The organism is Vibrio sp. S/42/10, from assembly GCF_029890535.1.
In the GTDB taxonomy this organism is placed as follows: Bacteria; Pseudomonadota; Gammaproteobacteria; order Enterobacterales; family Vibrionaceae; genus Vibrio; species Vibrio cyclitrophicus.
In genome coordinates, this window is sequence record NZ_JAKMZC010000001.1 from 262112 (window position 1) to 274821 (window position 12710).

Here is a 12710-nt window from a genome sequence, read left to right on the forward strand (position 1 = left end):
TGCTACCAAACGATCTGCGGTCTAGATCAGTTTCTTTGGTCGTCGACCTCGACACCTTCCGGCGCCACAAAAGTAAAGCGGTCTGCTGCAGGTTTACCTAAGTCGACGTTGCTAAAGGTAAACTCACCTTTCTGACCATCTTGTTCAATCACATTAAAGCCCTGAACAATGCCTTTTTCGTTGATATTAATCTGGAAGTCACCCTGATTCGAGTCGACTGCCGTTGGTGTTAGTGTAAATTGATTACCCGACTGCGCTACGTTGTAGTTATCCCAATCGCTTTCTTGGTTACGTGTCAGCAGCACAAAAGGTGTTTGCGATGTTGCTTGTTCTTGCCAGTAAATACTCACTTGCTCAATGAATGGGCTGTAATACCACAAGCTTTGACCGTCAGATACCAGTAGGTTTTCATCAGGGAAAGTGGTTTCCCAACGGAATAAGCTTGGGCGTGCAATCTCTACCGTGCCCTCACCTTCCATAACGACATCACCATCAGGGCTCGTCACGACTTGTTTAAAGTCAGCGCTAAAACCTGCGTTCAATGCTAAGCGACTACTCAGTTCTTCTTTCGGAGAAGCCAACACTGAGAAACTCATAAATAGAAGTGCGAATACTTTTTTCATCAATAATCCTGTTAGAACATACGTCGGTCATATTTTCGATTTGACCGACTTAATGGGTATAAGTTCATAGGGCGTGTTGACCTTTCGTGGTTGAATTTTGTTCGGATGGGGACGCCTAGTCAAAAGCGTTTTAATCGCGGCGAGGGGGAAGTAGCCTAGTCATTCTAAGCAAATCTCCCTCAACAAAGAGTAAAACGCTTTTTGCGGGGGCGCCCAGCTCGAACCCTTCGGGCAGCGTTTGCTGGTCATTTCTACTACGTTATCGCCTTCTCATGTAGGCTAGCTACACATCAAAGCCTCTGCCTTGTATAAATACCCAGCAACTCGCTGCAAAAAACAGCTCGAAAGATCTACACGCCCTAGTAGAACTAATCTTTTGGTGGAGCTGGTGCCAAGACTTCTCTGTTACCGTTATGTCCAGGAGCACTGACGATACCTTGAGCTTCAAGTTGCTCGACAATTCTTGCTGCACGGTTGTAGCCAATCTTAAATCGACGTTGGACACCAGAAACTGAACCACGACGCGAATGGACCACATGTTCAACAACTTGGTCAAACAAAGGGTCGACTTCTTCATCGCCTTCCATTTTCTCACCTGGCAGCAAAGTTTCAGGCGTCTGTTCACCGTTAGTGATCTCATCAATATAGTTTGGCTTACCGCGTGCTTTCCAGTTATTCACGACTGCATGTACATCATCATCAGATGCAAAGGCACCGTGTACACGAGTTGTATGACTAGAACCCGGAGGCAAGTACAGCATATCACCCATACCCAATAGTGACTCGGCACCACCTTGATCAAGGATAGTTCTTGAATCCGTTTTGGTTGATACCGTAAAGGCCACACGCGTTGGGATGTTAGCTTTGATAAGACCGGTAATAACATCCACTGATGGACGTTGAGTCGCTAAGATCAAGTGGACGCCAGCCGCACGTGCCTTCTGCGCCAAACGAGCAATAAGTTCTTCAACTTTCTTACCAACGACCATAATTAGGTCGGCAAATTCATCGACGATAACCACAATGTAAGGCAACTTCTCTAGCAATGGCGCTTCAGGATCCATGCTGTCACCCGGTTTCCACAGTGGGTCATGGATTGGATGACCCGCTTCCGCGGCCATCTTCAATTTGTCGTTGTAGCCTTTAATGTTACGAACACCAAGTGCTGACATCAGTTTATAACGACGTTCCATTTCGCCTACACACCAACGAAGGGCATTAGACGCATCTTTCATGTCGGTTACCACTTCAGACAACAGATGAGGGATACCTTCGTAAACCGATAGTTCAAGCATTTTCGGGTCAATCATAATGAAACGAACATCTTCAGGTGATGCTTTGTATAGCATACTCAAGATCATCACGTTCACACCTACCGATTTACCAGAGCCGGTTGTACCTGCAACCAGAACATGTGGCATCTTAGACAGATCAGCAATAACCGCTTCACCTGCGATGTCTTGTCCTAGAACGACTGTCGTTGGTGATTTTGCTTCTTGGAACTGAGGGCTCGCAACCACATCAGAGAAGAATACCGTTTGACGACTCATGTTTGGCAGTTCTAAGCCAACATAAGGTTTACCCGGGATTACCTCTACGACACGCACTGCCAAAGCAGACAATGAACGCGCTAAGTCCATAGATAGGCCAGAGATACGGCTCACTTTTACACCAGGGGCAAGGTCGAGCTCAAATCGGGTGATCACTGGGCCAGGGAAAATATCAACGACTTCGGCTTTAATCTTGTAATCGGCAAGTTTAGACTCAACAAGACGAGCAATGGCTTCTAGCGCATCACGATCAATAAAGGTTTCACGCTTTTCAGGGTGGAACAGTAATTCAAGCGTCGGCAATGGCTCTGCAGGTTTCGGCAAGTTAACATCTTGTTGAACTAAAAACGGGTTTTGTGTCGCCGCGATATTCGCTTGGGCTTCAGAAACAAGGTTTTGGAATGCCGCGACATCTTGGTCTTGATGTACAGGTTCTTCTTCTGTTACCTCTTCCCAAGGAAGATCAACAACTGGTGCTTGGTTCTGCTCAGTCGTTTGCGTCAGCTCTTGTTCATAAGATGACGGAGCAAGTGGCCCTTCATCATTATCAATAGGTTCAGCGTCTAGCTCTGAATTAGGTTCAAAGCTTTGCTCTTCCGTTGTCTCGAAAGGCGCTGAGAATTCTTGTGGTGTTTCTTCTATTTCACCCATTGGCGAAGCGTATAGAGATTCTGGTTGAACATCTTCCGCATCGAACTCGTTATTTACTTCTGGTGAGCTATCCATTACTGGTTCTACACTGTCAACAACCGTTTCAGTAGGATGAACTGCTGGTTGCTCTTCCTGCATGTATTGCTGATACGCGATCTGAGATTCATGCGCGTCAACCTGATCCTGTTCTGCGAGGTCATCTTCATACATAGCCGCATTTTCTAGCTGCTCTATCGTTGCATTCAACTGCTTAGAACGCTCAACACCTTCTTCTAAAGTCTCCTCTGGCGCTTGGTAAACAGGAGCTACAGAGATCGGTTGTGCTGTAGCACTTTCGTTTTGAATGGATGCTTGCTCATGGGTAGAATCGTCTTGCTTCTTCACTGCCTCTAAAGGCATGTGAATATTGTACTGGCGCTTCTGTGGCACAGCATTATCAATGGTATTGCTCGCCGCTCCTGAAGATTCAGCCGTTGCAGAGAAGCTCATGGTTGGATCAAGGGAGTCTTGTTCTGCTTCTTTACTCTGTTCTTCAGCATTGTCTTCTATAGCGGGTAAATCTCGATAATTTGGCTGCTTATGACGATCTTCCAATCGTTCTCGGTCGGCAGATTCTTTCAGTTCAGGTTCGAGCAACTCTTGATCTTGTCCACGAACTTTGTTTACAGCAGACGTAAAGAATTTAATTGCACCTTCACCCAACCATTCAACAATGCTTAACCAAGAAATCCCCGTTAGCAGAGTAAAGCCAGCTCCCCATAAGAAAAGCAGAACCAATGTACTGCCAAGAACGTTTAACGTTGGAAGCGCAAGACTCGACAATACGTCACCCACTACGCCACCTGACGAAAAGTACCAAATATCGTCAAAGTTGATATCCGCTAGGCCACAACTCGTAAGAATAAGAACCGTAAGGCCAAGTAAGCGAGTACCCCACAGCATAAAATCAATCTGTTCGTCTTCATTGCGCTTACGGAACAGTACCCACGCAGTCACCGTCACCAATATAGGTAATGGGTAAGCCAGAGAACCAAACACAAAGAAAAGTGTATCAGCCAACCATGCACCTACATAGCCACCGGCATTTTGAATGTCACCACCCCATGCAGTTTGCGACCATGATGGGTCAGCTGGGCTGAAAGTTAATAACGCAACGGCAAGTAGAATAGAGAAGAGAACGCCCAGAATCAGGCTGCACTCTCTAAGACGTTGAGAACCATTTAAACGAGGAGACTGAGGCTCTTCACTCGTTTTAATGATTGTTTCTACTTTATTACTGCTCTGCTTGAACATAAACCAACTTAATAATTGAACGAGATGAAAATGTCGCGAGCAGCTCGAGCCACTCGTTCCAATGAAACTACTGTTGATTTAACCATATCAAACAGAAAAACCCAATTCCAGAAAGCAAGAAAGCGGAACAAATGTCCGCTTTCTTTCATTTCACCAATTGTGATTAACGAGTTTTAATCACAAGTTGATTAGTTTGTTTCACTTCTTCCATTACAACGTAAGTTCGAGTGTCGTTTACGCCTGGTAGACGCAGTAACGTATCACCGAGCAACTTACGGTAAGCACCCATATCCGATACACGTGTTTTTAGAAGATAGTCAAAATCACCCGACACTAAATGACACTCTTGGATGTCATCTAGTTTCTGAACAGCGGTGTTGAATTGTTCGAACACATCTGGAGCACCACGGTTCAACGTAATTTCAACAAACACTAAAAGTGAAGCATCAAGGTACTGTGGGTTCAGCAACGCTGTATACCCAGTAATGTAACCTTGACGTTCTAAACGACGAACACGTTCAAGACATGGAGTTGGAGAAAGTCCTACTCGTTTTGAGAGTTCAACGTTTGAGATACGACCGTCTTTTTGCAACTCATTAAGAATGTTGCGGTCAATACGATCTAGTTCCTTGGACGGCTTCTTATAATTGTCTGCCATTTTTTATTCCACCTTATTACTTCCTTGCAAAAAAATATACTACAACTTTTTAATATTCAGTATCAAATTTTATTTAAACATATCTATACTAGATATTAATTCGACAGAATTACCCTACGCATAGATAAAACAACCAAATTATATTGAGGAGTCAGGATGATCATTGGCGTACCGAAGGAAATCAAGAACCACGAATACCGCGTTGGTATGACCCCAGCTAGCGTGAGAGAGCTAATCTCACACAGCCACCAAGTTTTTGTAGAAACCAATGCCGGTAATGGTATCGGTTTTTCAGACGATGATTACATCGCTGTAGGCGCATCCATTCTTCCTACTGCTGCTGACGTTTTCGCGAAAGCAGAGATGATTGTAAAGGTTAAAGAACCCCAAGCTGTCGAGCGAGCTATGCTTCGCGAAGGGCAAATATTATTTACTTATTTACACCTTGCACCAGATTTTCCACAAACTGAAGAGCTTATCAAGAGCAAAGCTGTCTGTGTAGCCTACGAGACTGTAACAGATAATATGGGTCGCTTGCCACTATTAGCACCAATGTCTGAAGTCGCTGGTCGCATGTCTATTCAAGCTGGTGCACAAACGTTAGAGAAGTCTAACGGTGGTTGTGGTCTTCTTCTTGGCGGCGTTCCTGGTGTAGAACCAGCAAAAGTTGTTGTTGTTGGCGGTGGTGTTGTAGGTGCTAACGCTGCACGTATGGCTGTTGGCCTTCGCGCTGATGTAACCATTCTTGACCGCAACGTGGATACGCTTCGTCGCCTAGATGAAGAATTCCAAGGTCGTGCAAAAGTGGTTTATTCTACAGAAGACGCTATTGAGAAGCATGTTCTAGCAGCAGACCTAGTGATTGGTGCAGTACTAATTCCTGGTGCAGCAGCACCTAAATTGGTAACTAAAGACCACATCGCAAAAATGAAACCTGGCTCTGCAGTTGTTGACGTTGCGATCGACCAAGGCGGTTGTTTCGAAACTTCACACGCGACGACTCACGCTGACCCGACTTACATTGTTGATGACGTAGTTCACTACTGTGTTGCTAACATGCCAGGTGCAGTTGCTCGTACTTCTACTTACGCGCTAAACAATGCAACACTTCCTTACATTGTTAAGTTAGCGAACAAAGGCTACCGCGAAGCACTTCTATCTGATGAAGGCTTCCTAGAAGGTCTAAACGTAATCCACGGTAAAGTAACTTGTAAAGAAGTTGCAGAAAGCTTTGACCTAGAGTACGTAGACCCAGCTGAAGCAATCGCAATGTTTAACTAATGATGTAATGGCTAACTGAACGCAATAATCTTCTCGTTGAAGCGTTCAGTTAACTCATACACATTAAACAAAAAGCCAGTACGACATGATGTCGCACTGGCTTTTTTATTTATGATTTTATTTGCATTAATGAATTACAATCGTAAAAACACGTAACAGTACCACACACAGTTAGCGATCGAACTTAACTCCATGAATCAATAGGTTTCTTGGTGTAATACTGCGTTCACAAAACTCTTCAATCGAAGCTTCATAGCCTTGTTCTTGTAGATAGATGGCTCGATCTAAGGCCAACCATATCTCTAATGGTCGTCTGAAAACTTGTTGAACTAAACTCAGCTTTTCCATTTCCCAAAAAAGCGCTTCACCTTGCTCTAAATATAAACCAAAGTTGATACCTGCACCGAGTGACATGCCTTTCACTTCAGACGCCCAACCACAAAATGACTCAAAGCCTTCAGATAACTCTGATTTTTTGATACTTGGTATGGGGATGTATTCGTCGATACCGAGTTCAGCTTTAAGCAATTGGCAAAAACCTAGTCGATAGCTCATCTCCAGCTGACGATGCCTCTTTACTCTCTCACCACCCGTCACCGTTTCTTGAAGTGGGATTCTTAAATCGCTCTTGCTTAAGGTCAAAGCAGAGCTTCTCGCAACACAAGACATCGCTTGATAAACATCTTCTCTAATCAGATGGTAACAGCAAGGTGAAATAGTCACGGCTGGCAATCCATGAAAAACAGATTTCTTGACTAACTCAACGTGGAGATCACCACACGCGTGAAGTGCAACAGCATGTTGGTCTATATTAAACACTTCTTCTGCGTCTTCTGTAAATGCATCCCCCTGAACAAAGGTCATATCTAGTTGCTGAGCGTCAGCAATAGCTTGCCCGCTCTCACACAAAGATTGTTGCCATTCAAAACTGGTGACTTTTTGTTTCGATTGTTGAGACAAGATTCGCCCAAGAAAACCTTTACCAGAACACCATTCCAACCACTCTTTCCCATAATGGTTCTCAAGCACAGCTTCTCCCATCGAAACAATTTGTTGCAACTTTCTTCCAGGAATACCATCTCCAGTACCGCGAGCAAGCTTTAACCCGGCAAGTGTCGCTCTATCAAACTGGATATTTTGGTTAACGGAATATAATTGAGGGAGGAAAAGAGTCAATTCATCGGCCACTAGCTGAGGTTGCTCTTTCAACGTTTGAATGCGCTGAATACTCAAGCCTTCTAACCAATCAACAAGAGGACGATTCACATTGCGCCATGGTGTTTGCTGAGTTCGACATAGATGGAAGGGATCTGAACGCCAATAAATTTGGTGCTCTAACAAAAATGAGTCGAGTATTTTAAATCGTGAATGCATGCTTCCCCCTATGATGGGTGGATTGTAGGGGGTAGAGGCCGAAATAGAAAGGCACTATATGAGATGCGGCGCAAAGAGAGGCAGTGTAAAGAAAAGTTATCGAGATGCGAACGTTTGGGGATGACACATAATTAAAACAAAAATCGGCCTGATAACAGACCGATTTAAAATTTAGAAATGCTTCCGAGCTTCTAGTCTTGTAATATTCTAATAACTATCTCACCGGCAGATCGATATCCTTAAACATCTCTTCGATCTCATCATTCGATTTTAAAGAGATAGCTTGTTCAACAACAGGTCGAGTTAAATGCGGGGCGAAACGCTCCATGAAATCAAACATGTACGAACGCAGAAAAGTGCCTTTTCTAAAGCCAATGCTTGTGGTGCTTGCACCAAACAAATGACTAGCATCAATAGCGACCAGGTCAGTATCTTGTTCTTGGTCGATGGCCATACTTGCAATGACACCGACACCGATCCCCATACGTACATAAGTTTTAATAACGTCGGCATCAGTTGCTGTAAACACAACGCGAGGTGTTAAACCGACTTTATTGAAAGCGGTATCTAACTCAGAACGCCCCGTAAAACCAAATACGTAAGTCACTAGAGAGTAGGCCGCAAGATCTTCTATCGTAATATTTCGCTTTTGTGCCAGAGGATGGTCTTTAGTCACGACGATTGAACGATTCCAGTGATAACAAGGAAGCATAATCGCATCTTGATAGAGGTGAAGGGCCTCCGTTGCGATAGCAAAATTCGCCGTCCCCTTAGCGACAGCTTCTGACATTTGGCTAGGCGTGCCTTGGTGCATGTGAAGTGACACTTTTGGATAGCGCGCGGTAAAGCCCTTGATCACATCAGGGAGTGCATAGCGAGCTTGAGTATGCGTAGTCGAAATGTTCAATGTGCCCATCTCAGGATGAGTATGCTCACCCGCTACTGCTTTAATACTCTCAACACGAGCCAAGATCTCTTGTGAGATGCGAATGATATCTTCGCCAGCTTGAGTAACCTGCGTTAAATGCTTACCACTACGCTCAAAAATCTGAATACCTAGTTCATCTTCTAGCAATCGAACTTGCTTACTGATACCAGGTTGAGATGTGTATAAACTCTCTGCCGTTGCAGAAACATTTAGGTTATGGTTAACAACCTCAACAATGTACTTCAGTTGCTGTAACTTCATATCTAACCTCGTAATCCTTTACTCATTTCTGTGCTAACTTATTTGCAAAGAGAGCGTTATAGTCTTGTGTAATATAATTAATAGTTATAACGCTTCAAGCACAAAAATGACAGAAAAATTGAGCTTTTAGACACTAACAAACATAAATATCACTAACGCTTTGCAACCCACTCCTCATTCTCATACATTAGTAGGTAAGTTTTGATTGCCGATTTCGCTCAACAAGAGATAATCAGAAATTGCAATTTACGAGTGCCGATACACAATGGAATCGTGTATCCTCTCCAGTTAGCTATAGAAAATAACAAGCAGACACAAATATATGAATATTGGTTTAATAATCACCTTAGTAGCCGTTCTTTTGGTGTTGGTTTTAGGCTACAACATCATGCTTCAATACAAAGTTAAGGTAGAGACAGCGAAGAAACAGGAAGCTTCTCGTTATCTAACCATTATTGATGGAACAGAAGAATTGATTGGCAACGCTCATCACATGCCTTTTAGCCAAGATCTTCTTGTATGCTTAAACAATCGAATTCTTGATGCATTAGAAAACATGTATCAACTCGACCCTAAAAATAAGCAACTTGCTCAACGAATCGAAAGCGTAAAACAACAAATCACTCAGCTTAAGGAAAACTACCAAGGTGGCGAAAGCACAGCTTTCCGAGTACCAAGTAGTGATAAGCAAGCGATAATGATGCTGAAGCTTGTTAAACGCCTACGTGATACAGTGCGCAACGAACACAACAAAGGCCGTTTTGAAACGCAAGCTTATGTCGTAGAAAACGCTCGCTTAGAAACCATTCAGATCCGCATCAATATCGAGAACGTTATCAAGCGTGCAAATGATTCAATATCTCGCGGACAGCCGGGTACGGCCATTCAGTTACTGCGAAAAGGCATTGATGCACTAGCAACGAAAAACGATTCATACTCGAATCAAGCAAAAGAAAAGCTTCAACAGATGCTTAACGATCTTGACCAGAAACGCCAAGACAAAAACGCACAAGATTTACAACAAATGGAATCTAAAGAGCGTGACGACGATATGGATGCTCTATTTGGTCAGAAGAAGAAATGGTAATCGTCTAACCCAAACAAGAAAAGGCCGCCATATTTACTTAAATAGGCGGTCTTTTTTGTACCAAATGAATTTCCTTTCTCTGTATAGGGAGTTCTAGTGAGCTGTGATAAAATCCCGCATTATCAACAAACTTGCCCCTACCATGTATCAAGAACTATTAGCTCCAATTAACTCCTTTCTTAAAGCTGAAACGCCAGATTCATGGATCGATGAAGCCAAAAAGCCAGAAAATCTGCACATCATTCTACGCGATCACATGCTTTGTGAGCTTAAAGCGGCTCAAAGCGCTCTGTTCCTTATCCGCAAGTACGCGGTTGATAAAGAGAGTGCCAGGCAACTGAATGAATGGATCTTGCCATACGAGCAGTTTGCTTACCGCCGTATTGGAGACCTAGAGTCACTTCGTGGTAAGAGCAACGTATCCAAACAAATCACAGCGAAAGAAGGGTGTAACTACGGTGCTGACCTGATCGACAAAATGGTGCTGTTGATTAAAGAAGAACTGCATCACTTCTATCAAGTGATGGAATTGATGGAAAAAAAAGGCATTACTTATCAACCGATTGAAGCAGGTCGTTATGCGAAAGGTTTGATCAAGCAAGTTAAAACTTACGAGCCAGATGCTCTGGTTGATAAGCTGATCATCGGTGCGTTTATTGAGGCTCGTTCATGTGAACGCTTCGCTAAGTTAGCTCCTTTCTTAGAAGAAGACATGGAAAAATTTTATGTGTCTCTACTTCGTTCAGAAGCTCGCCACTACCAAGACTACCTTGAGCTAGCAGAACAGATCGCAGGGAAAGATATTTCAGAGCGTATTGCCCACTTCGCTCAAGTGGAAGCTGACCTTATTACTTCAGAAGACAGTGATTTCAAATTCCATAGTGGCGCTCCGGTTTAAAAGTAAGCCAATCTAGCCCAAACAAACTCTGTTTCTCAAAAACAAACAAGAAGGCCAGCAATTTGCTGGCCTTCTTTATTCGTATCGCTAACTATAAGAGAAACTTAAGCTAGAGTACCGTTAATCTCAGCAAGAACCGCTGCAGGGTCTGGAGCTTGAGTAATTGGACGACCGATAACAAGATAGTCAGACCCTGAATCAATCGCTTTAGAAGGCGTCATAATACGCTTCTGGTCGCCAACATCAGCGCCTACAGGACGAATACCTGGAGTCACTAACTTGAACTCCTGACCAAGAGTGCCTTTCAACAAAGAAGCCTCTTGTGCAGAACATACAACACCGTCTAAACCTGAGTTTTTCGTCAGAGAAGCCAAACGCATAACTTGTTGTTGTGGTTCAAGATCCAAACCAATACCCGCCAAATCAGATTGCTCCATGCTGGTTAGTACCGTCACCCCGATTAGCAATGGACGTTCTTTACCATATGGTTCTAAGATCTCACGCGAAGCGGTCATCATACGTTCGCCGCCACTGGCGTGTACATTAACCATCCATACGCCTAATTCAGCGGCGGCACGAACGGCTTTTGAGCATGTGTTCGGGATATCGTGGAACTTTAGGTCTAAGAAGACTGAAAAACCACGTTTATGCAATTCACGAACAAATTCAGGGCCAAACAAGGTAAACATCTCTTTGCCGACTTTTAAGCGGCAAGATGCTGGGTCAATACGATCAACAAAGGCTAACGCATCCGCTTGGTTGTCATAATCCAAGGCTACAATGATTTTTTGGTCGTTCATTTCATCTCCTAACGCAGTTAACTTTCTACAAAATATTTACTCACCTACACATAGCGGGTGATAAATAACAGTCATAAAAATGCAGCCCGAAAGCTGCAATTAAAAATTTGGTCTTAAAATGACCACAAATCTATTCACCATCAAGCCCACGAATAGGCTTGATCGTCCCCCACCCTTTACATGAAGGACAGTGCCAATACATTGAGTGTGTTGAGAAACCACATTGGCGGCAACGGTAATGAGGCTTAACTTTAAGCTGCTCACCAACCATTGATTGAAGCGTGGTTAAGCTATCTTTCGCTCGACCTTCTTCTGCTTCTGCTAGGTGATAATCAATTAATCGATAGAAGCCTTTCATGGTTGGGTTTTTAACAAGCTGCTTGGTGAGTAGCTCTTGAGCAGAGCCAACATCTTCATGGTGAGCAACTAATTGAGCAAGCATCAATTCCGCAGATACGCCGGCTTTCTTTTGGATACACGCTTTAAGGAATTCGACAAGTTGAGCTTCTTGTCCAAGCTTGTGGTAACACTCAGCAAGGGTTGGCAACACCTCACTAATGAAATCGATATCTTGCTCGAGTACCGATTCCAGACAGTCTATTGTCTTTTGGTAGTCTTCGTTAGCTAAATGGAATTTGCCTAAAGCAATACTAGCACGGACACATTTGGGGTCTTCGGAAAGTGCCTTTTTAAAATGCTGAAGCGCTTTAGAGCGATGGCCATCAGCTTGTTCTTGCATCGCAAGTTCACACCAGAAGTGCGCAACAGTCGCACGCATCTTCATCTTTTTCTTACCGAGCTTAACTAGAATATTTCCATAATGGATAGCCTTGTTCCACTCGCGAGTTTGTTGGTAGATAGCAACCAATTGCTGTAAAGCACCCTCTTTATGATCGGGTTCTTCTACAAGTTGTTCAAAGATTTTTTCGGCGCGATCAAGAAAGCCAGAGACCATATAGTCTTTAGCTAACTGTTGTAAGGCGAGGTTTTTCTGATCGAGAGTAAGCCCCGAACGTGAGATAAGATTTTGGTGGATACGAATAGCGCGGTCAACTTCACCTCTTGAACGGAACAGATTACCCAAGGCCAAATGAGTATCAATGGTCTCATTATCTACCTGAAGTAGTTCAATAAAGTGGTCAACGGCTTTATCAGATTGATCCGACAGTAATAGGTTCAAACCCGTCACATATTGACGGGAGATCTGGTGTGATTGTTTCTGTTTTTCTTGCTGAGCATTACGATTACCCATATACCAACCGTAAGCGGCAGCAATAGGTAAAAGTAAGAACAGTAACTCTAACAT

At 43.6% G+C, this 12710-nt stretch carries 10 protein-coding genes; 3 read left to right on the top strand and 7 right to left on the bottom strand.

Translation table 11 applies throughout. The features are described from left to right. Positions 1 to 26: 26 nt before the first annotated feature. The 3 genes from lolA to lrp form a co-directional block, all read right to left on the bottom strand. Complete coding sequence (gene lolA, locus L8S15_RS01185) at positions 27 to 623, bottom strand: outer membrane lipoprotein chaperone LolA (protein ID WP_010439952.1); 597 nt, start codon at positions 621 to 623, stop codon at positions 27 to 29. Positions 624 to 991: 368 nt separating this feature from the next. After that, positions 992 to 4117: a DNA translocase FtsK gene (locus L8S15_RS01190; protein WP_016784639.1), complete on the bottom strand. Its 3126-nt coding sequence runs from the start codon at positions 4115 to 4117 to the stop codon at positions 992 to 994. Positions 4118 to 4280: 163 nt separating this feature from the next. Continuing rightward, on the bottom strand, positions 4281 to 4775 hold the full coding sequence (lrp, locus tag L8S15_RS01195; protein ID WP_004734558.1) for a leucine-responsive transcriptional regulator Lrp: 495 nt from the start codon (positions 4773 to 4775) through the stop codon (positions 4281 to 4283). Positions 4776 to 4931: 156 nt separating this feature from the next. Here lrp and ald point away from each other — a divergent pair, with 156 nt between their 5' ends. Then, positions 4932 to 6056: an alanine dehydrogenase gene (gene ald, locus L8S15_RS01200; protein ID WP_010439944.1), complete on the top strand. Its 1125-nt coding sequence runs from the start codon at positions 4932 to 4934 to the stop codon at positions 6054 to 6056. Positions 6057 to 6227: 171 nt separating this feature from the next. Here ald and L8S15_RS01205 read toward each other — a convergent pair whose 3' ends face one another. Continuing rightward, entirely contained in the window at positions 6228 to 7430 is a 1203-nt protein-coding gene (locus L8S15_RS01205; RefSeq protein ID WP_280571919.1) for a methyltransferase, read from the bottom strand. Positions 7431 to 7644: 214 nt separating this feature from the next. Next, on the bottom strand, positions 7645 to 8619 hold the full coding sequence (gene cysB, locus L8S15_RS01210) for an HTH-type transcriptional regulator CysB (RefSeq protein WP_010439939.1): 975 nt from the start codon (positions 8617 to 8619) through the stop codon (positions 7645 to 7647). Between the two features lie 322 nt (positions 8620 to 8941). Here cysB and L8S15_RS01215 point away from each other — a divergent pair, with 322 nt between their 5' ends. Beyond that, positions 8942 to 9706: a hypothetical protein gene (locus L8S15_RS01215; RefSeq protein ID WP_010439937.1), complete on the top strand. Its 765-nt coding sequence runs from the start codon at positions 8942 to 8944 to the stop codon at positions 9704 to 9706. A gap of 103 nt (positions 9707 to 9809) precedes the next feature. After that, entirely contained in the window at positions 9810 to 10604 is a 795-nt protein-coding gene (gene miaE / locus L8S15_RS01220) for a tRNA isopentenyl-2-thiomethyl-A-37 hydroxylase MiaE (protein WP_010439934.1), read from the top strand. 104 nt (positions 10605 to 10708) lie between these two features. Here the strand turns inward: miaE and pyrF are convergent, their stop codons facing one another. Next, positions 10709 to 11404 (bottom strand): orotidine-5'-phosphate decarboxylase, encoded by a 696-nt coding sequence (gene pyrF, locus L8S15_RS01225; protein WP_010439929.1) that lies wholly within the window; start codon positions 11402 to 11404, stop codon positions 10709 to 10711. 130 nt (positions 11405 to 11534) lie between these two features. Further along, positions 11535 to 12710, bottom strand: a complete 1176-nt coding sequence (gene lapB, locus L8S15_RS01230; RefSeq protein WP_010439927.1) for a lipopolysaccharide assembly protein LapB — start codon at positions 12708 to 12710, stop codon at positions 11535 to 11537.

Coding starts and splice junctions, on each gene's coding strand:
- lolA (WP_010439952.1), bottom strand. CDS start 623: ATGAAAAAAGTATTCGCACTTCTATTTATGAGTTTCTCAGTGTTGGCT.
- L8S15_RS01190 (WP_016784639.1), bottom strand. CDS start 4,117: ATGTTCAAGCAGAGCAGTAATAAAGTAGAAACAATCATTAAAACGAGT.
- lrp (WP_004734558.1), bottom strand. CDS start 4,775: ATGGCAGACAATTATAAGAAGCCGTCCAAGGAACTAGATCGTATTGAC.
- ald (WP_010439944.1), top strand. CDS start 4,932: ATGATCATTGGCGTACCGAAGGAAATCAAGAACCACGAATACCGCGTT.
- L8S15_RS01205 (WP_280571919.1), bottom strand. CDS start 7,430: ATGCATTCACGATTTAAAATACTCGACTCATTTTTGTTAGAGCACCAA.
- cysB (WP_010439939.1), bottom strand. CDS start 8,619: ATGAAGTTACAGCAACTGAAGTACATTGTTGAGGTTGTTAACCATAAC.
- L8S15_RS01215 (WP_010439937.1), top strand. CDS start 8,942: ATGAATATTGGTTTAATAATCACCTTAGTAGCCGTTCTTTTGGTGTTG.
- pyrF (WP_010439929.1), bottom strand. CDS start 11,404: ATGAACGACCAAAAAATCATTGTAGCCTTGGATTATGACAACCAAGCG.
- lapB (WP_010439927.1), bottom strand. CDS start 12,710: ATGTTAGAGTTACTGTTCTTACTTTTACCTATTGCTGCCGCTTACGGT.